Source organism: Devosia sp. RR2S18, assembly GCF_030177755.1.
GTDB lineage: Bacteria > Pseudomonadota > Alphaproteobacteria > Rhizobiales > Devosiaceae > Devosia > Devosia rhizosphaerae.
Genome location: NZ_CP126539.1, coordinates 1,384,963 through 1,404,284, shown reverse-complemented (window position 1 = coordinate 1,404,284; position 19,322 = coordinate 1,384,963). Strand labels below are relative to the sequence as shown.

The 19,322-nt window shown below is 61.1% G+C and carries 19 protein-coding genes and 1 pseudogene; 12 read left to right on the top strand and 8 right to left on the bottom strand.

Annotated features, from left to right (window positions below; all coding sequences use genetic code 11):
- Positions 1-22: 22 nt before the first annotated feature.
- The 3 genes from glgB to QOV41_RS06820 form a co-directional block, all read right to left on the bottom strand.
- Positions 23-2,218: a 1,4-alpha-glucan branching protein GlgB gene (gene glgB / locus QOV41_RS06830; RefSeq protein WP_284580387.1), complete on the bottom strand. Its 2,196-nt coding sequence runs from the start codon at positions 2,216-2,218 to the stop codon at positions 23-25.
- A 96-nt stretch (positions 2,219-2,314) separates the two neighbouring features.
- Positions 2,315-4,786, bottom strand: a complete 2,472-nt coding sequence (locus QOV41_RS06825) for a glycogen/starch/alpha-glucan phosphorylase (protein WP_284580385.1) — start codon at positions 4,784-4,786, stop codon at positions 2,315-2,317.
- Between the two features lie 99 nt (positions 4,787-4,885).
- On the bottom strand, positions 4,886-6,706 hold the full coding sequence (locus tag QOV41_RS06820) for a monovalent cation:proton antiporter-2 (CPA2) family protein (protein ID WP_284581207.1): 1,821 nt from the start codon (positions 6,704-6,706) through the stop codon (positions 4,886-4,888).
- A gap of 194 nt (positions 6,707-6,900) precedes the next feature.
- Here QOV41_RS06820 and QOV41_RS06815 point away from each other — a divergent pair, with 194 nt between their 5' ends.
- The 8 genes from QOV41_RS06815 to QOV41_RS06780 all read left to right on the top strand — a co-directional run bounded on the left by QOV41_RS06815 (position 6,901) and on the right by QOV41_RS06780 (position 12,359).
- On the top strand, positions 6,901-7,842 hold the full coding sequence (locus QOV41_RS06815) for a nucleoside hydrolase (RefSeq protein ID WP_284580384.1): 942 nt from the start codon (positions 6,901-6,903) through the stop codon (positions 7,840-7,842).
- A gap of 75 nt (positions 7,843-7,917) precedes the next feature.
- Entirely contained in the window at positions 7,918-8,529 is a 612-nt protein-coding gene (locus QOV41_RS06810; protein ID WP_284580383.1) for a LysE family translocator, read from the top strand.
- Between the two features lie 117 nt (positions 8,530-8,646).
- Positions 8,647-8,919, top strand: coding sequence for a hypothetical protein (locus QOV41_RS06805; protein ID WP_284580382.1), 273 nt, complete (start codon positions 8,647-8,649; stop codon positions 8,917-8,919).
- 54 nt (positions 8,920-8,973) lie between these two features.
- Positions 8,974-9,651: a phosphatase PAP2 family protein gene (locus tag QOV41_RS06800; protein ID WP_284580381.1), complete on the top strand. Its 678-nt coding sequence runs from the start codon at positions 8,974-8,976 to the stop codon at positions 9,649-9,651.
- An 82-nt stretch (positions 9,652-9,733) separates the two neighbouring features.
- On the top strand, positions 9,734-10,201 hold the full coding sequence (locus tag QOV41_RS06795; protein WP_284580379.1) for a phage holin family protein: 468 nt from the start codon (positions 9,734-9,736) through the stop codon (positions 10,199-10,201).
- Positions 10,198-10,788 carry a DUF3618 domain-containing protein gene (locus QOV41_RS06790; RefSeq protein ID WP_284580378.1) on the top strand — a complete coding sequence of 197 codons (591 nt, stop codon included), beginning with the start codon at positions 10,198-10,200 and terminating at the stop codon, positions 10,786-10,788. Before QOV41_RS06795 ends, QOV41_RS06790 begins: the two co-directional genes overlap by 4 nt.
- 1,068 nt (positions 10,789-11,856) lie before the next feature.
- On the top strand, positions 11,857-12,033 hold the full coding sequence (locus tag QOV41_RS06785) for a hypothetical protein (RefSeq protein WP_284580377.1): 177 nt from the start codon (positions 11,857-11,859) through the stop codon (positions 12,031-12,033).
- Positions 12,030-12,359, top strand: coding sequence for a hypothetical protein (locus tag QOV41_RS06780; RefSeq protein ID WP_284580375.1), 330 nt, complete (start codon positions 12,030-12,032; stop codon positions 12,357-12,359). Before QOV41_RS06785 ends, QOV41_RS06780 begins: the two co-directional genes overlap by 4 nt.
- Positions 12,360-12,411: 52 nt before the next feature.
- Here QOV41_RS06780 and QOV41_RS06775 read toward each other — a convergent pair whose 3' ends face one another.
- On the bottom strand, positions 12,412-13,320 hold the full coding sequence (locus tag QOV41_RS06775) for a LysR family transcriptional regulator (protein ID WP_284580374.1): 909 nt from the start codon (positions 13,318-13,320) through the stop codon (positions 12,412-12,414).
- A gap of 105 nt (positions 13,321-13,425) precedes the next feature.
- Between QOV41_RS06775 and QOV41_RS06770 the strand changes: the two are divergent.
- A pseudogene (locus QOV41_RS06770) lies at positions 13,426-13,827 on the top strand (oxidoreductase); the annotation flags it as partial.
- Between the two features lie 504 nt (positions 13,828-14,331).
- Here QOV41_RS06770 and QOV41_RS06765 read toward each other — a convergent pair.
- Positions 14,332-14,748: a MerR family transcriptional regulator gene (locus QOV41_RS06765; protein WP_284580373.1), complete on the bottom strand. Its 417-nt coding sequence runs from the start codon at positions 14,746-14,748 to the stop codon at positions 14,332-14,334.
- Between the two features lie 68 nt (positions 14,749-14,816).
- Between QOV41_RS06765 and QOV41_RS06760 the strand changes: the two genes are divergently transcribed.
- Positions 14,817-16,949, top strand: coding sequence for a heavy metal translocating P-type ATPase (locus QOV41_RS06760; RefSeq protein ID WP_284580371.1), 2,133 nt, complete (start codon positions 14,817-14,819; stop codon positions 16,947-16,949).
- Positions 16,859-17,425, top strand: coding sequence for a DUF305 domain-containing protein (locus QOV41_RS06755; RefSeq protein ID WP_350150815.1), 567 nt, complete (start codon positions 16,859-16,861; stop codon positions 17,423-17,425). Before QOV41_RS06760 ends, QOV41_RS06755 begins: the two co-directional genes overlap by 91 nt.
- On the opposite strand, the gene QOV41_RS06750 is transcribed toward QOV41_RS06755, so the two are convergent.
- From QOV41_RS06750 to QOV41_RS06740, 3 genes are read right to left on the bottom strand one after another with little or no spacing between them, the layout of a single operon-like run.
- Positions 17,395-17,604 carry a heavy-metal-associated domain-containing protein gene (locus QOV41_RS06750; protein WP_284580369.1) on the bottom strand — a complete coding sequence of 70 codons (210 nt, stop codon included), beginning with the start codon at positions 17,602-17,604 and terminating at the stop codon, positions 17,395-17,397. The two genes, QOV41_RS06755 and QOV41_RS06750, sit on opposite strands and share 31 nt — an antisense overlap.
- A gap of 19 nt (positions 17,605-17,623) precedes the next feature.
- Positions 17,624-18,121 carry a hypothetical protein gene (locus QOV41_RS06745; RefSeq protein ID WP_284580368.1) on the bottom strand — a complete coding sequence of 166 codons (498 nt, stop codon included), beginning with the start codon at positions 18,119-18,121 and terminating at the stop codon, positions 17,624-17,626.
- Positions 18,121-18,570: a DUF305 domain-containing protein gene (locus tag QOV41_RS06740; protein ID WP_284581205.1), complete on the bottom strand. Its 450-nt coding sequence runs from the start codon at positions 18,568-18,570 to the stop codon at positions 18,121-18,123. The genes QOV41_RS06745 and QOV41_RS06740 overlap by 1 nt, the downstream gene beginning before the upstream one ends.
- A gap of 234 nt (positions 18,571-18,804) precedes the next feature.
- On the opposite strand from QOV41_RS06740, the gene QOV41_RS06735 reads away from it, so the two are divergent.
- Positions 18,805-19,281 (top strand): DUF411 domain-containing protein, encoded by a 477-nt coding sequence (locus tag QOV41_RS06735; protein ID WP_284580366.1) that lies wholly within the window; start codon positions 18,805-18,807, stop codon positions 19,279-19,281.
- The last annotated feature ends 41 nt before the right edge of the window (positions 19,282-19,322 follow it).

The window sequence follows — 19,322 nt, the reverse complement described above, 5'->3', positions numbered from 1 at the left end:
GGACGTATTCAAACCTTCCGGCTCACGCCGGCTCATATTTCAGATACAGAGTTGCCAGCGGCGGCAGATAAAGTTCCGCTTCGGCTGGCCAGTGCTGCCCCTCGACGGGATAAGCCCGGATGCCACCCTGATTGCCGGTATTCGACCCTGAATACCAGCCGGCATCCGTATTGATGCGCTCCACCCAGCGCCCTGCCAAGGGCATGGGGATCTTATACCCGCTGCGCGGCACCGGTGTTAGATTCGATACCACCAAGACCGGATCGGCGCCCGGCGCCTTGCGCAGCCAGGCAAAGACAGAGTTCTGGTGATCATTGCCAATCACCCACTCGAACCCCTCGGGCTCGCAATCGCGCTCATGCAGCGCTGGAAGTTGGCGGTAGGCCGCGTTGAGGTCGGCGATCAGCCGCCGCACGCCTTCATGCATGCCCGCTTCAAGTAGGCCCCACTCCAACGCCTGAGCTTCCCGCCATTCATGCCGCTGCGCGAATTCTTGTCCCATGAACAAGAGCTTCTTGCCCGGATGACCCCACATGAACGCATAATAGGCCCGCAGATTGGCAAATTGCTGCCAGTCGTCGCCGGGCATCTTGGCCAGCAAGGATCCCTTGCCGTGCACCACCTCGTCATGGCTGAGCGGCAAGATGAAGTTCTCGGAGAACGCATAGACCATGCCGAAGGTCATGTCGTTGTGGTGGTACTTCCGATGGATGGTTTCGCGGTTCATGTAACGCAAAGTGTCGTTCATGAAGCCCATGTTCCACTTGAAGCCGAAGCCCAGCCCGCCCGTGTCTACCGGATGGCTGACGCCGGGCCAGGAGGTGGATTCCTCGGCAATCATAAAAGTGCCCGGATGCAGCCGGTAGGCTTCCGCATTGACCCGGCGCAGGAACTCCACCGCTTCGAGGTTCTCGTTGCCACCATGCCGGTTCGGCACCCACTGGCCCGACTGGCGGGAGTAGTCGAGGTAAAGCATCGACGCGACCGCGTCGACGCGCAGGCCATCGATGTGGAACGTCTCCAGCCAGTAAAGGGCGTTGTTGACGAGGTAGCTGACCACCTCACGCCGGCCGAAATTGTAGATCGCCGTGTTCCAGTCCGGATGAAAGCCCTGGCGCGGGTCGGCATGTTCATAGAGCGCCGTGCCATCGAAATTGCTCAGCCCGTGCGCATCGGTTGGAAAATGCGCCGGCACCCAATCAAGGATGATGCCTAGGCCCGCTTCGTGCGCTGCGTTCACCAGCCGCGCGAAACCCGCCGGATCGCCGAACCGAGCCGTGGGAGCATAAAGGCCCGTGGGCTGATAGCCCCAGCTGGGGTCGAACGGATGCTCACTGATCGGCATCAACTCGATATGGGTGTAGCCCATGTCGGCGGCATAGGGCACGAGTTGTTCAGCCAGTTGATCGTAGCTCAGGAACTCGCCATCCGGCCGGCGGCGCCAGGACCCCAGATGCACCTCGTAGATGGACATCGGCGTCCGACGCCAATCCTTATGGCTCCGCTCGTCCATATATTTCTGGTCGGTCCAGACGAAGGGCTCCGGATCGGGCACAACCGAAGCTGTTCGCGGCCGCAACTCGGATTGGCGCGCGAACGGATCGGCCTTGAGCGGCAGGAGCTCGCCGCTCGGTCCGACAATCTCATATTTGTAGAGCGTGCCTGGACCCACTACGGGAATAAACACTTCCCAGATGCCCGTTTCCAACCGATTGCGCATGGGGTGGCGGCGACCGTCCCAATCATTGAACGGGCCAACAACGCTCACGCGCTGCGCGTTGGGTGTCCAAACTGCGAAATGCGTGCCCGCAATGCCCTCGAACGCCATTGCGTGGGCGCCAAGCTTGTCGAACAGCCGAAGATGACTGCCCTCCCCAATATAGTAATCGTCCATAGGTCCGAGCACCGGACCAAAGGAATAGGGATCATAGACGTCCCATTCGCCGCCTTCGTTTTGCGCCCGATAGCGGATGGGCTGCCGCTCGATAGAAGCGATCGCTCCCTCAAAAAAACCCTCGGGGTGGCTACGGCGGAGCGTAGCGATTTTAGCACCGTCGAGAGTGTAGGCGGTTACGACTTCCGCGTGCGGAATAAATGCCCGCAGAACCTGCTGGCCGCCCACTTCGTGCAGTCCGAGAAATGCAAACGGATTTGAGTGTCGCCCGCGGACGATTGCCTCGACCTCACCGCTATCGGCCTGCCACTGACCTGCGCTCACCCGGGCACTCCCCCAAGCCAACTAGAGGGGCGAGCAGAAGCCTGCCGCACCCCAGCTATGCTGACCATTTCACCTAAGCCTACCATTGCGCTGTCACTATGCTACCGGAACGCCCCAGATTTCCTCGGCGTACTGGCGGATGGTACGGTCAGAAGAGAAAAAGCCCACCCGCGCGGTATTGCGAATAGCCATCGCACGCCAGCGCCGCTTGTCATTCCAGAGCTCGTCGACCCTGGCCTGGGCCTCGGTGTAGGCGTCAAAGTCTCGCGCCACCATGAACCAGTCATGATCATATAGCCCGCCAACGAGATCTCGGTAGCGATGGGGATCGTCGGGTGAGAACACGCCTGACGAAATCGCATCCAGCGCTTCCTTGAGACGTGGCGACGCATCGATGGCGCTACGGGGCACTTCGCTCCGGGCACGCTTCTCATCGACTTGTTCAGTGGTGAGGCCAAAGATGACGATGTTGTCCGGCCCGACTTCCTTGTGCATCTCGACATTGGCGCCGTCCATGGTGCCGATGGTGACGGCGCCATTGGCCATGAACTTCATGTTGCCGGTGCCTGAAGCTTCCATGCCAGCGGTGGAAATCTGCTCGGAAAGGTCAGCAGCGGGAACGATCACTTCGGCCAAGCTCACATTGTAGTTCGGTACGAACACCACCTTGAGCAGCCCACGTACGGCCGGGTCGTTGTTGATGACCCGAGCCACGTCGTTGATCAGCTTGATGATGAGCTTGGCGTTCCAGTATCCTGGCGCGGCCTTGCCTGCGAAGATTTTAACGCGAGGAACCCAATCCCGTTCCGGGTGCGCGCGGATTTCATCATAAAGCGCAACGGCTTGGATAATATTTAGTAACTGCCGCTTGTACTCGTGAATGCGTTTGATCTGCACGTCGAACATGGCGTCGGGTGAGACGATAATGTTCATGCGGTCCTTGATCAGCTTGGTCAGGCGCAGCTTGTTGGCATGCTTGACCTGCGCAAACTGCTCCTGGAATCCCGGATCCTCGGCATGTGCATCGAGCTCCCGCAGGAGCGTGATGTCGTCCATGAACGCAGGCCCGATCCGGTCGGTGATGAGCTTGGTCAAACCGGGATTGCTCTGGAGGATCCAGCGGCGCGGCGTGATGCCATTGGTCTTATTCTGGATGCGATCGGGATAGAGCTTGTGCAGGTCCGAGAACACAGTCTGCTTCATGAGGTCGGTGTGCAGGGCCGAGACGCCATTGATGTTGTGCGACCCTACAAAGGCGAGTTGCCCCATGCGAACCCGGCGCCCGCCGTTCTCATCGATCAGGGATACATTGGCAATTTGCGCGTCGTTGAACTTCGCCCGCTGGCGGGCTTCGCTCAGCACATCCGCATTGATTTGATAGATGATCTGCATGTGCCGCGGCAGCAACCGCTCCAGCAAGGCAACAGACCAACTCTCAAGGGCTTCGGGCAACAGCGTGTGGTTGGTGTAGCTGAAAGTGGCCCGGGTGAGCTTCCAGGCTTCAGCCCATTCCAACCCGTTCTGATCCACCAGAATTCGCATCATCTCGGCGATGGAGATTGCCGGGTGCGTATCGTTTAGTTGGATGGCAACCTTGTCCGGCAGGGAAGCCAAATCGCCGTACTGCTGGATGTGTCGACGCACAATGTCCTGAAGGGACGCCGAGGAGAAGAAAAACTCCTGGCGCAGCCGCAGTTCCTGGCCCGCGGCGGTCGAGTCAGCGGGATAAAGCACCCGGGTGATCGCCTCGGCGCGAGCGCTTTCTTCCAGGGCGCCGATGTGATCCCCGGAATTGAATTTGTCGAGCAGGATAGGATCGATCGGCTGCGCGCTCCAGAGCCGCAACGTGTTCACCCGGGCACCCCGCCAACCCACGATTGGCGTGTCGAAGGCGACCGCCAGCAGATGGTCATTGGGACGCCACTCCTGCCGCTGCGTGCCATCAGGATCTGTAACCGGCTCGACATGTCCGCCAAAGCCAATTTCATAAGCGCTCTCGCGGCGCTCGAATTCCCAGGGGTTGCCGTGGGCGAGCCAATCCTCGGGCAGTTCGACCTGCCAGCCTTCGCTCATCTCCTGCCGGAACAGGCCGTGGACATATCGAATGCCGTAGCCGTAAGCGGGGATCTTGAGCGAGGACATCGACTCCAGAAAGCACGCGGCGAGGCGCCCGAGGCCACCATTACCAAGCGCTGCATCGGGCTCGAGATCAATGAGGTCACCGAGATCGACATTGAGGTTCTTGAGCGCTTCGCGCACGGGCTCCATCAGGCCGACATTACTCATGGCATCGCGCATGAGCCGGCCGATCAGGAATTCGAGGCTCAGGTAGTAAACGCGCTTGTGGGACGTTCGCCACGTCTCGCGGGATGATTCCATCCAGCGATCCATAACCCGATCGCGCACTGCCAGGATCGTGGCGGCAAGCCAGTCATGTGGGCGCGCGACAATGGGGTCCTTGCCCACTGAATAGACCAGTCTTTCAAGGATTTCGCTCTGGATGGCTTCAGCAGTCGGGGCGGGGCGCTCAAGCTTTGGAGCATCATAAACAATGGGCTTTTGCGGCATGTAGCAGTCCAATTTTTTAAACAGCGATTGCCCCCCGGGCATTCGACTTTAGTCTTGCACTTAAAGGGTGCAGACGAAAGCCCCTCAAGGCATCGCCCTTTATCCCAGTCCGGCACTCTGCTTGATACGTTGCTCGACGGCCTCAGCTGGCACCTCGACGCCCACATCCCGCGCCTGCTCCTCAGCATTGCTAAGCAGCAGTTTGCGCCCCACCCGCCAGTCCTCGCCTGCCATCTGCAGTTCGAAACGCTGGCGGTCGCGGTCTCTCACGCCCTCCACCACCTCGACCGCTTGCTCCCGCGTCGCCCCGAGCATCTCAATGGCATCGCCACCAAACACCAGTGCGGATTCGAATAACTCGCGTATCTGGTACTCAACACCAGCTTTCACCAGCTCGATTGCGTGGCCCCGGTCAAAGGCGCGGGCCATGACCCGTACTAGCGGGAACTCGTCGCGAACCAGCTCGGCAATCCGCGTCGTCTGCTCTTTCTTGTCGGTGCAGATGAGAATGAGCGTTGCGGTGCTGGCACCCGCCGCATGCAGTATGTCGAGCCGGGTGCCATCGCCATAATAAACCTTGAAACCGATCTGCGCTGCGGCACGGATCATCTCGGTGTCATTGTCGATGATGGAGACCGAGTGCCGCATCGCCAGCAAGGGCTGGCTGGCAATCTGGCCGAAGCGGCCGAAGCCGATGATCAGGATATTGCCCGACAACCCATCGGGCCGTTCTACGCCGTCAAGCGATTGCACTGGCTTGGGCATGAAGAAGCGCATGCCGATAAGCGCTAGCGGCGTCAGCACCATCGAGATGATGACCGTGGCGGTGAAGATCGCGTTGGTAGTGCCGCTGATGAGGCCTACGCCAAGCGCGGTCGTATAGAGCACGAAGGCGAACTCGCCCCCCTGCCCCATGAGCACGGCACGCTCCAGCGCCTCACCATGGCCTGACCGCAGGAGGCGGGCAATTCCGTATATCGCCAGAGCCTTGATGACCATGAAGGCGGCGACGCTGATCGCAATGATTGACCAGTTCGCTGCGACCACCGCCGTGTCGAGCGACATGCCCACGGCCAGGAAGAACAGGCCCAGCAGGATGCCGCGGAATGGCTCGACGTCTGCTTCGAGCTGATGGCGGAAGCTCGAGGTCGACAGCAACACGCCGGCAAGAAATGCTCCCATGGCCATCGAAAGGCCGCTTGCCTGAAACAACAGGGCGGCCCCAAAGACCACCAGCAGTGCCGCAGCCGTCATCACCTCGCGTAACTTGGTAGACGCCAGAAGCGAGAAGAACGGGTTCATAATCCGCTGCCCAAGGAAGATCAGCAACAGAATCGCGCCCAGTGCAACGCCAACCCCTGCCACCCGCGCCAGCATACCTCCGTCCTCGCCGGATGGTGCCAGCAGAGCAACGATCGCCAACAAAGGCACGATAGCAAGGTCCTCCAGCAGCAGGATCGAGACCATGCGCTGGCCGCCGGGGCTTGAGAGCTCTCCACGCTCGCCTAGGATCTGCATGACGATGGCTGTGGACGTGAGGACAAAGCCCATCCCAAAAACGAAGGCCACCACCAGAGGAAAGCCCAGGAGCACGCCGACGCCGGTAAGAAGCGCACCGCAGACGGCAACCTGGATCACGCCAAGCCCGAATATCTGGTTGCGCAGTGCCCAGAGCTTGGCCGGCTCCATCTCCAGGCCAATAATGAAGAGAAAGAGCACGACGCCCAGTTCAGCAATCGTCAGCACCGACTCCGGATCGCTGATCAAGCCAATGCCTGACGGCCCGAGCAACAAACCGGCTGCCAGATAGCCCAGTACCGAGCCCAAGCCGATGCGTTTAAACAGCGGAACACCGATTACCGCTGCCCCGAGCAGTGCCACCACTGGCACCAAGTCCACGCCATGTGTCCCAGCCGCCACCGCATGCTCGACCAACTCGCCCGCCATGAAAATCGCTCTCCGTGAGGGGCGGGACTTTTCCGCCTCGCCTCGCATTCGTCAAGCGCACCCCACGCATAGGAGCCGGCCACAACGGAAGTGGCGAGCTGGCACTAGTCGACCGGCCACGCGCAGACAGCTAGTCTCTGCACTCCCCTCACCGAGTCGATCGTCACATGCCGCGTAAAATCATCATCGACACCGATCCTGGCCAGGACGACGCCGTCGCCATACTAATGGCGCTTGCCTCTCCAGCGGAACTGGACGTGCTGGGCGTTGTGGCCGTCGCGGGTAATGTCGGGCTCCACCACAACTCAACCAACGCGCGCAAGGTGATTGAGCTTTCCGGACGCAACGAAGTGCCGGTCTATGCCGGCTGTCCGCGTCCCATGCGGCGTCACCTCGTTACCGCCGAACACGTGCATGGCGAGACCGGCCTCAATGGCCCAGAGCTTCCTGCCCCGAAGATCCCCCTGCAGATCAAGCACGGCGTGGATTACATCATCGACACTCTCATGGCGGAGGAGAAGGGAACCGTTACGCTCTGCACGCTGGGTCCCCTGACCAACATTGCAATGGCACTGATCAAGGAGCCGGCAATCGCCGAACGCCTCGCCGAAATCGTAATGATGGGCGGTGCCTACTTCGAAGTGGGCAACATCACTCCTGCTGCCGAATTCAACATCTATGTGGACCCCGAAGCCGCCGATGTCGTGATGCGCTGCGGCGCTCCCATCACCATGCTGCCCCTCGACGTCACCCACCAGATGCAGTCCACCCCAGCACGATTGCAGGCAATTCGAGACCTGGGCAACCGCACCGGAACCGCCGTCTACGAGATGCTCACCTTCTCGGAAGGGTTTGATCTCAACAAGTATGGCTGGGAGGGGGCGCCGCTGCATGATCCGACGGTGATCGCCTATCTCCTGCAACCGGAGCTCTTTGAGGGGCGGCACTGCAATGTCTCCATCGAGACAGCCAGCGAGCTAACGGCGGGCATGACCGTCGTTGATTATTGGCATGTCACCGGCAAGGTCAGAAACGTGAACTACCTGCGCAGCGGAGACGCGGAGAGGTTCTATGCCCTCCTGTTGGAGCGGCTGGCGCGACTGCCCTAGAGTAACCACGTTTTCTCCCATTGGCGATACTCAGAGGCTGACATATTGTCCGGCAAAGCTGCCGGAGCCAACATCATGGACCTCTTCACCCTACTTGCGTTCACCCTTGCTTATGCCATAGCGGTGCTGGTGCCAGGACCAGGTGTGGCAGCTGTCGTAGCACGCGCACTGGGAGGCGGGTTTCGGGGAGCGTTCCCGATGGTTCTGGGCATCCTCGCGGGCGATCTGGTCTACTTTGTTTTCGCTGTATTCGGCCTAGCCGCGATCGCCACTTGGTTCGGACCCGTCTTCACGATCATCCGCTGGGCAGGTGCTGCCTACCTGCTCTACATCGCCTACAAGTTCTGGACAGCGCGACCTGGCTCCGAACAGATGAAGCCCAAGTCGGAAGACGCCTGGAAGACTTTCCTAGCCGGGTTTTCGCTGACCATGGGAAATCCCAAGACCATTGTTTTCTATCTGGCGATCCTTCCCACTGTCATTCCGCTCGATCAGATGACGCTGCTGGCATTTGCAGAGCTCACCGCAATCGTGGTGGTTGTTCTTCTTTTTATTGGCTGCGGTTACGCCTACTTGGCTTCCGCCGCACGGGAAGTGTTCAAGAGTCCGAAGGCATTAGGGCGCCTCAACAAGACGGCTGGGGTGATGATGGCAACGGCAGCCGGACTTGTGGTGTGGCAGCACTGACGACTCCAACTCTGCAACTGAACCTCAGCCAATTTGCTGCGTTACCAAGTGTGGCCTTCCTGAAACCGTTCATCGGACTCTGCAGGCCGCGATGTATCCGCCACCGAGGAGAACTCCGTGAAGCCTGCCATCTCCATTGTTGTGCCCTTTGATGTGCACGAGCGGCACCGCGCGCAATTCTCCGCTGCGGCACAGCCGCTCCGCCGCATGTTGGAGGCAGAGTTTCCCGACTACGAGTTCAGCGTGGAAGGCAGCATCGAACCGGCGACCGAAACCAAGGTCGTGCCCCTAAGCTCCAATGGCCACGACGAACTTCTCTCGTCCGACCGGCTAGACGAAATTCACCGCTATGCTGAGCGTCTCTTTCAGGAGCTAGATGCCCGCCCCTAGTGGCGAGCCAAGCCCCAGTTCACTAGCAATTTCGCCACTTGGAGTAGTCACAGCGTGCATCGAAAGAGAACCCGTTTCATTGCGCTGGCCGTATCGGCAGCATCGCTTGGGGGCTTTGGCCTTCTTGCCGACGAGGTCCTTGAAGGAGACACGCTCGCCTTCGACGAAGCCGTACTAGCCGCGATGCGGCAGCAAGACAACCAAGCCGAACCAATTGGCCCGGCCTGGCTCGCCGAGGCGATGCGCGACATAACCGCTCTGGGTAGCTTCAGTGTGCTCGCAATTCTGGTGGCCGCCGTGGTGATTTTCCTCGTTCTTACCAGCCACCGGCGTCTTGCCGGTTTTGTTACGGTGGCAATCATCGGAGGTGCTTCGGCAAGCATGGTGTTTAAGGCGATCTTCGACCGGCCGCGGCCGGAAATCGAAGGCGTCGCGCGCGTGTTCACCGCAAGTTTCCCCAGCGGCCACGCCATGGTCTCAGCAGTTGTTTACCTGACGCTAGGCGCGATTCTCGCGGATAGATCAACGAGCCGGAAGGCCAAGATCTTCTTCTTTTCCTTTGCAGGATTTCTGACCTTCCTGGTCGGTTTCAGTCGCCTTTACCTCGGGGTCCATTTCCCGACCGACATCGTTGCCGGCTGGTCGCTTGGTGCCGCCTGGGCGCTTCTTTCGCTGATTGTACTCCACTATCTTGAAGATAGAAGCTCCATGCAAAAGCGACAGATTGCCTGACCCGCTCAGGTCTTCTCCCCGGGAAAGAAATGCCGGAATTGCGTGAGATTTGTAGGCGCCATTGTAGCCAAGCCGAACAAACTTGCGCATCCAGGGAACGAGCAGCCCGTCGAAGCATTGGCATTTCACCACAACAGAAGACGGACCGAAACCCATGGCAACTGCTCCCGAGAGCCAGTCGCTGCCCGAGCTGGTAGGCGGGCTGGCCAACGATATAACCAAGCTGATCCGTGGTGAAGTTCAGCTCGCTAAAACGGAGGTGAATGAGAAAGTCTCGCAGGCGACCAGCGGCGCGGCAATGCTCGCAGCTGGCGGCATCATTGCGTTTTCGGGCTTTCTTATTTTGCTGCTGGCGGCTGTCTTCGCCCTCGCCAACGTCGTTGAGCCCTGGCTCTCAGCATTGATCATTGGGGCCGTGGTGCTGATCGTCGGCGCTGTCGTGCTGATGAAGGGCAAGAGCAATCTTTCGGCGAACAACCTTAAACCTGAACGTACCATCCACTCCGTCAAACGTGACGTTGAGTTGGGCAAAGCGGAGATGACACGATGAGCGACCGTCACGAAAGCTCCAAGGAGCTCGAACATGAACTTGACCGGCAGCGGTCCGAGATTGCCCATACGGCCGATGAACTGAAGGATCGGCTCTCGCCCGACACCCTGATCGAGCGGGGCGTGGAGTATCTGCGCGGCTCTGGTGGGGAAAGACTGATGCGCGCGGCGCGTGAGAACCCGTTGGCTCTGTTGGTGACCGGTGCCGGCCTTGCCTGGCTACTCCAGACCGCAAGCCGGCCGCCCCGCCGGGTTGAAGTCGTGGAGCGGAAAATTGCCGTTCCAGCTCGCACCCCTTCTGTACGGACACGCGGGACGACCACAACCACCAGTTCCGCAGCACCGCTGTCCGCAGCCGCATCAGCCGGCATCGGATCCGGTACTTCCGCCACGACGGGCGCATCGCGTCCTGGCGTGATGGGGGACGGAACCGAGGAGCAGAACCTGGGCCAGACCGGTAACCCGGGCGCCCGCATCACCGAGGGCGAAGTCAAGGACGCTTTCGGCGGAGATCGCAGCAGCACAACTCCGGGGACCGGCCCGACCCCAAAACCCGGCAGTTCAGCCGGGTGGCCGAACCCCACCTGATCCATGAAACCTGCTGATCCTCCAGCAGCAAAAATCAAAGGGCGCCCTCGCATCCGCGACGGCGCCCTGATCTTTGGTGGGCGAACTTGTTGCCCCTTGCGGATTGTCGATGTCGCGATTGATCGGTTTAGATTGCCTCCCCCAAGGTACGGAAGCCGCTGCAGACCAGGAGGACCGCCGTCCTCCTGGTACGTTCACACCTGTTCTGAAGCTTAAGCGGGCTGAGGGACGCCATCCATTGCGCCAAACACCTGGCCAGTAGAATAGCTGAAGGCGGGGTCGGCTAAGGCCACGCAGAGGGGCACCAATTCCACCGGCTGGCCGGCTCTCATGTCCGCGCCGGGCGTCGGCCTTCCGCGTTCGGCGGCGATTTGTGGCGCGGCTCTGCAGCCGACGCCTGGCCACGGATGGATCGATCTCCGGACCGGTCGCTACTATCGCGCTGCCGAAGGGGGGGCGAGACCAACAAGCGTCAGCCGACGATCCTGATCCCCCGGCGCCTGCTCATGCACATCCGGCGCTGGAAGCGAGCTAATCCTGCCATGAAGTGGGTCGTCGAGTATCGTGGCAAGCCCGTGAAGGAGGTCAACAATGAGTTCGCCGTCCTGGTCGCGGAGTGCGGTCTCGGACCCCAAGCTCCGGCAGCGCCACAGCTTGCTTCAGCGGCAGCAGGGCATCACTCCTTGAGGCCAGTCGATGCGACAACACGCGCACGATCTCGGGCGCTTGCCCATACGTGGTCAGAATACCCGAATGGAAGCTTGCTCTCATCTCGCCTCACCAGCGTCGCAGCAGGCCTATCCGGCGACGTGGAGATGTCCAGATTTCGTGGGGATGTTCGTTAATGTCCGTTAACCTGATACTTTAAGTCGAGTTGCAGCCAACTTACGGGCAACCTGCGGGCAGGTTCCCGGAACCTGCCCGCAGGTCGCAAACCATTTCTCCCACGGAACTTCACCACATGTGGGTGAAACCAGTGGTGAAGTGCCGTAAATTTGTGGGTCAATCTTGTTCCCGTTCTGTTCTCGGTGGTAGATACCGACTCCTCAGACCACCGAGGAGACTGTCATGTCCATTTCCATTGCCGCTAAGACCAACACCGCCGAACTCATCCGCCGCGCCAAGGCCGCCGACCCGTCGGCCACCGAGCACGACCTGGCCGCCCGTTTCGGCGTGAAGCTCGGCCGGGTAAAGGAAGCGCTGCGGAGCCGTGGTATCGAAGCCAATGGCAAGCAGCGCGCGTGAGCAAGACGCCCAGGTCCAGCCTGCGATACCGGACACGTCTCCACCAGGCCGCTGCCGCCCAGATGCTGATCGTCGCGAGGTGCAAGCTGTGCATGCGCTCCCGCCACTACCTGGCCAGCGATCTCCTCGAGTGCGGCTACGCTCCGGAGCTGTTCGTCGAGGAGCTGTTCGGTCCCCGGTGCCCGCATTGCGACAGCCCAAATTTCTTCCGGGTGCGGGAGCGATATGCCAACTCCGATGATGTCGGGCACACCGTGATCAGGCGGCCGGCGGGAGAGCGGCGGATCCAGCTCTGGAAGGACGAGTACTATGGGCCTTTGTCGTAGGGGAGTAGCTGTCTGGCAGCTCGCGACCACCCCAAGAAGCTAACGACCTTCGCTACAGCCGCCCAGCTTCAGCCCGCCGGACCAACTCGTCGACAACGACCCGAACCCTGGGGAGCATTATCCGTGTTGCCGGCCACAGAGCACTAATGGGAGACTCCACGAGGCAACGATCCGGCAGCACTACGGTCAACTCGCCGCCGTCGATGTGGGCTCGAACCAAGGACTGTGGCATCTGGCACAGGCCAAAGCCCGCCAAGGTCATGGCAATCACGGCCTCCCCATCGCTCACCAGATGAGTTGCCGGTGGATCGATGGAGCGGGCGCGACCTTGGTCGTCAACTATGCGCCAGGACACCGGCCTTTCCGGGCGGCTTCCAAGAATGCAGGAGTGATGCTGCAGATCGTCGAGGTCTGATGGGATCCCAGCAGCGGCCAGATAGCCCGGCGACGCACATATGACGAGGCGCTGCGACCCGAGCCGCCGGGCCACGATGTCAATTCGATCCGGCAGCTCGCCGAAACGAAGGCACAGGTCCATGCCTTCCTCCACCGGGTCAATGATGCGGTCGGAAAAGCTCGCGGCTAGACGCAGGCCGGGGTGAGCCTTGAGGATGTCCAGCAGGACCGGCATTGCCACACGACGGCCAAATGCCGCCGGCATATCGACCCGCAGCACACCGCGCACCGTACTTGCCCTGGAACGAGCGGCGTCTTCCGCTGCACGAAGCTGATCAAGGGAAGCTTCAGCCTGCTCGAAGAATGCGGCGCCTTCCGGTGTGAGGGACAGTCTCCGTGTTGTGCGATGTAGCAGTTTGACCCCAAGCCGCCCTTCGAGCTGCGTCACCGCCTTTGCCACAGCTGACTTGGTAACACCGAGGTGAGCGGCAGCCGCGGTGAACGAACCAGCTCTGATCGCCGCGACAAAGACCTCGACTCCGGCGAAGGGGTTGGCAATAGCCATCGACGCTCCTCGACTGTCCACCTCAAGTCTACGGTGTGACAACTTGAAGCGCAATTGTCGAAGAACCTTGCTGCAGCCATATGGAGTGGGTCCAAGGAGTTGTAGATGTCCCGCTTGTTTGACCCACTGAAGGTCGGCGCCCTCGAGCTGCCGAACCGCATTATCATGGCCCCACTCACCCGCAAGCGTGCCGGTGCTGATCGGGTGCCGAATGCCCTGATGGCGGAGTACTATCGCCAACGCGCCGGAGCTGGACTGATCCTGAGCCAGGCAACGTCAGTTTCGCCGCAGGGCGTTGGCTATCGGGGTACACCAGGCATTTGGAGCGATCAGCAGGTGGAAGGCTGGCGGCTGGTCACGAACGAGGTGCACGCAGCGGGCGGCCGCATCTTCCTCCAGCTCTGGCATGTTGGGCGCATCTCCGATCCCGAACTGCTTGGCGGTCAACTTCCGGTAGCGCCCAGCGCCATCGCCGCTGCAGGGCATGTTTCAGATCTCAGACCGAAGCCGAGTCCGAGCATTGGCCAGGGAGCGCCTTGAAGGCCTCAACAGGAAGATTGCCGATCTCCAGCGGGCTAGAGATTCCCTCGAGCGTTTGGCCCATGAGTGCGCCGAAGGCACTGAAGGTCCCTGCCCGATCTTGTCGGCGTTCAAGCTCTGAGCAGGCGGCCGGCAGGTAACCGGCCGCCCCGGGATCCTGGCTGGGCCTGCTGTCTCAACCGTGGATACCGAACTAAGCGGCGACGCTCGCTTCGGGTAGACCGTTTCCAACGCTTCCCCCTCCTTGAATGTGTGTCAGAGGCGCCATATTCTTTAATCGACGAACTCTGTGCGCAGACCCACTCGGTCCAGGTGGTTCCTGCCGCATGACGGCTCACTCACCATTACTCGGCTATTGCCCACAACGAGACTATCTCTGCAGAAGCCATGCCCAGAAGGCGAGGCAGCCGACAATCTCGGCGAGAGCAGCACCAGCATAGACGATGGCGATGGTGGCATAGATCGGCATCATCAATGCTCCGTACTGCAGTGGCCATGATCGGCCAAGGCCTCGATAATCCGGCAGTCGCAGATCCTGCCATGACCACACTCCTCGATCATCCGTGTAAGTTCGCCCTTGAGGGCCTGCAGGCTGGATATACGGCGGTCGATCTCCGACAGGTGGCTACGGGCTATGCTGTCAGCTTGGTGGCAGGAAGCTTGGGGCTCCGACGTCATCGCCAGCAGCGCCCGGATGTCCTCAACCTCGAACCCGAGTTCGCGGGAATGCCGGATGAAGTTCAGCCGGTCGGCCTCGGCCTTGCCATAACGGCGCTGGTTGCTCTCGGTGCGAGGCGGCTCCGGCAGCAGGCCGATTTGTTCGTAGAACCGGATAGTCGGAACTTTCACGCCTGTTCGCTTCGACAATTCGCCAATCGGAAAATTCATCGGATCACCTCTTGATGCTCTAGCGACTAGAGGGATTAGCATCGGGCCGACTCATTAGGAAGACTGCCATGACCGAAGCCATAGCCACCAAGTTCCGCATCGGCGGCATGGACTGTGCAAACTGCGCGAGCAAGGTCGAAAAAGCTGTCTCCCGGGTGCCCGGCGTCACTGAGGTGGGTGCCTCCTACACCGCCCAGTCAATGACGGTTACGCACACCGGCGTCCCTCTCGCTGCCATCCGGAATGCCGTGAAGGCAGTTGGCTATACCGCCATAGCCACCGATGCTGCCCCCGAAGGGGGGCATACTGACGATCACTTTGAACTCGGCGACGGGCCATGGTGGAGAACCCGGAAGGCCATCCTGACTTGGGGCTGCGGGCTTGCGTTGTTGGCGGCTTACCTGATTGGCCAGATGCTACCCCAGGTCGGACATTGGGCATTCCTTGCGGCGCTGCTGTTCGGGTTGGTGCCGATCGGGCGTCGTGCCATCTCCGGCGCCATGCACGGGACGCCGTTCTCAATCGAGACCCTTATGAGCATCGCTGCCATCGGTGCCGTGTTCATCGGCGCCACCGAGGAGGCGGCCACCGTGGTGCTTCTCTTCCTGGTTGGCGAACTCCTCGAGGGTGTCGCCGCCGGTCGGGCGCGGGCCAGCATCCGGGGCCTAACGAACTTGGTGCCTAAGAACGCCTTGGTGGAGCGGAACGGCCAGACCGAAGAGATCCAGGCTGACGCCTTAGCTATCGGCGATATCCTGATGATCCGGCCAGGCGACCGGATCGCCGCCGATGGCGACATCGTGGAAGGCAACAGTTCGATCGACGAGGCACCTGTCACCGGCGAAAGTGTGCCCAAGCGCAAGGGCGCGGGGGATCCTGTGTTCGCCGGCACCATCAATACCGATGCCGTGCTGCGCGTGAAGGTCACCGCCGCTGCCGCCGACAACACCATCGCGCGTGTGGTCAAGCTGGTCGAGGAGGCCCAGGAGAGCAAGGCGCCGACCGAGCGCTTCATCGACCGGTTCTCGAAGGTCTACACGCCCGGCGTCCTGGTCGCCGGCACACTGGTTGCTGTTGTGCCGCCCCTAGTGCTGGGGTGGGACTGGAACGAGTGGATCTACAAGGGACTGGCCGTTCTCCTGATCGGGTGCCCGTGCGCCCTGGTGATCTCCACGCCGGCCGCCATTGCCGCAGGACTGTCGGCAGGCGCACGCCGCGGTTTGCTGCTCAAAGGCGGCGCCGTGCTGGAAGGCTTGCGCAAGATCACAGCCGTCGCCTTTGACAAGACCGGTACGCTGACGGCGGGCAAGCCGGTCGTCACCGACATCGTCGCAATCGGGCGCACCGAGACCCAGCTGCTATCCATGGCGGCGGCGCTCGAGAGCGGGTCTTCGCATCCCCTCGCCCTTGCTATCCTGACCAAAGCCAAGGATAGCAAGGCGCCGGTGCCGCCCGCCTTCGGAGCGAAGGCGCTGGCCGGCAAGGGCGTGTCGGGGAACGTCGGCGGCGTCGAGGTGCTGTTGGCGTCAGCATCGGCCGCCGCGGATACGGTCGCGATCCCCGCTGACCTGACCGCCCGCATCGAGGCGTTCAACGACGAGGGCAAGACTGTATCTGTACTACTGGCCAACGGTCACCTCGCAGGTCTGTTCGCGATCCGGGACGAGGCCCGTCCGGATGCAGTCGCCGGGTTGAAGGCGCTGCGGGACGCCGGGATCGCCACCGTCATGCTGACCGGCGATAACCGGCGCACGGCAAGGGCAATCGGCGCAGAGCTGGGGATCGAGGTCAAGGCCGAGCTCATGCCGGAAGACAAGCAGCGGATCGTCCGCGAGATGCAGTCAGCCGGTCAGGTGGTTGCCAAGGTGGGCGACGGCATCAATGACGCACCGGCGCTCGCTGCAGCCGATATCGGGATTGCCATGGGAGGCGGCACGGATGTGGCCCTGGAGACCTCCGACGCCGCGGTGCTGCACGGCCGGGTTGCCGACATCGGGGCGCTGATTGACCTATCCCAGGCGAGCATGGGCAACATCACACAGAATATCTTCATCGCCCTGGGGCTGAAGGCCGTGTTCCTGATGACGACCGTCCTGGGGATCACCGGTCTTTGGCCCGCCATTCTGGCGGACACCGGGGCAACAGTCTTGGTTACCGCGAATGCCATGAGGCTGCTGGGCTGGAAGCCGACACGCTACTAGCCAGCAAGTTGGCCCGCTTGTGCGAAGTAACCACCAAAAAACAGACAGTCGCCTTTCCATGGGACAACCATGGAGGTGCACCGAGCCGCTACAGCAGGAACGGCGGTAACCGACCCCATTTCAGCCAGTGGGCTGCTTGGTGGCAGATCCTAATAGCTGCCATCGGCGCGGTTTCGTTTGCTCCTCGGACAAGAGATCCAGATGCCGTTGGTGTTCAGAGGAACCACGCCATGGATGAAGCCCATGCGGACCTCATGAACGGCATGGACGAGATGAACCGGCAGATGATGATCGGCATGATGGCCGAGGATATCGACGTCGCCTTCGTCTGCGGAATGATCCCGCATCACCAAAGCGCGGTGAACATGGCCAAGGCCCAGCTCAAGCACGGCGATGACCTCTGGGCCAAGGAGCTGGCGCAGGCGGTTATCGGGGGGCCCTGCCGTCATGCGTCCTTAACTTCGTCCACGGTGTAGCCGGCGGTATCAATGGTGAAGACCACGATCTGGGGGTCAGCGGCCTCGCTGACCCTCACCTCGCCACGCTGGGCGCTCGCCTCTACCGCGATCTCGTCGCCAAACCGCTCCTTTAGAGCCTGCGTTACAGACCGCTCGCAGCCGCTGCACGTCATTCCACTCACCTTGTAGGCTCGCATCGTACTTCTCCTTTGCTGATCAGGTGCAGCCGAAATATCCGAGATAGCCGACGGTCAGCTGGTCGCCGACCTCGAACCTAAGCACGGCCTCTTCCTGCTCACCGGCTTCGGGAAGCTCCTCGGGCACCACCAGGAGTCGCACGGAAACGGAGGCGAGCCCAAAGCCCTCCCCGACCTGCATGGGCGACAGCGCGATCAGTTCCCCGTCCAGCTTCACAACTCCGGCCGGGGCGCCCTCGGCCGGCGCCTCGTTGAAGGCGAGGATTGGATTGCCAGCAGTAGTGTAGTGATAGGTGCAAAGAGGACCAGTTCCGAGCACCTCGGCGATCTCGTTGCGGGTCATGGTGTGTGGATCGAGCGCCGGAATATTGGCACCGGAAAGCACTTGATCGGCTGACGTGGCATCGTTCGGCTCCGGGTTTCCGGCCGGGGTAAGTGGCTGTCCTTGAGCAATGGACAAGGGCACCAGCGAAGCCAATGCCCAGACCACGGCAGCTGGGGCAATTCTCTTGTGCATCAGTCGCTCTCCTCCAGATCTTCGATAAGGAACTTCATTTCAGCGATTTCCCGCTCCTGGGCCTCGATGATCTCGTCGGCCAGCTTGCTGACACGCGGGTCGCTGATCTGGGCACGTTTGCTGGTCAAGATGGCGATCGAGTGGTGCGGGATCATGGCCTTCATATAATCGGTGTCGTCCACCGTCACCTGACTGCGGACTACCCATAACGCCAAAGCGAACACCACAACGGCACCGCCGAAGATCGCCAGATTCCAGGCCATTTTCTTGTACATGTTGAGCATGTAGCCCAGCATGATGATGGCCATGGTCGCGCCCATCACCAAGGCCATCCAAGCCCGGGTCTCGCTCCAGAACACGTGTTCGAGGGCGTAGGTATTGAGATACATGAGGCCATACATCACCACGGTTGACGTGGCGATCATGGCAGCGAACCGCCAATAGGACATCTTCATCTTGTCCATCTTCTTTTCGGGCATGTCTTGGCCGTGGCCCTTTGAATCCTGGTGATGATCCATGCGGTTCTTCTCCTTTCTCCAATGGGTAGACGCATGGAGCGAGCAGCTGTTCCACCGCTGCTCGACCATTGGCTGCGACCATCCGGACGGGCTCGCCTCATGGCTGACGTGATATGGTGGTCAAGAATGACCGGTGAAACGCAGAGAACAGCCTTAGGGGTTCACATGTACAATCGACGGAGCTTCATCGTCCTCGCCGGCGCCACTGTTGCCGCCAGCGTCTGGAGTCTTCCTGTTCTGGCAAGCGAGAGCCGCGATCTGGCGGTCTGGAAGGATCCCTGGTGCGGATGCTGCGGGGGCTGGGTTGCCCACATGCAGGCGGCAGGCCACGCAGCCGAGGTCACCGAACTCGAGGACATGGAGACCCTCAAGACCGAGTTGGGTGTCCCGGCCGAGCTGCGCTCCTGTCACACCGCCAAGATCGCTGGTTACGTGATTGAGGGCCATGTGCCTGCCCAAGCAGTCGAAAAGCTTCTGCGGGAACGGCCGGAGATCGTCGGTCTAGCGGTTCCTGGAATGCCTCTGGGTTCACCCGGCATGGGCGCACCGGAGGGAACGCCTCCCGACACCTATGAAGTCATCGCCTTCGGGCTTGAGGGACAGACCACATTCATGCGCTTCCGCGGCATGGAGGTCATCTAAGGTGAACAAGGCCGCGGTGGACGCCGCGGCCTTTTCTGTTC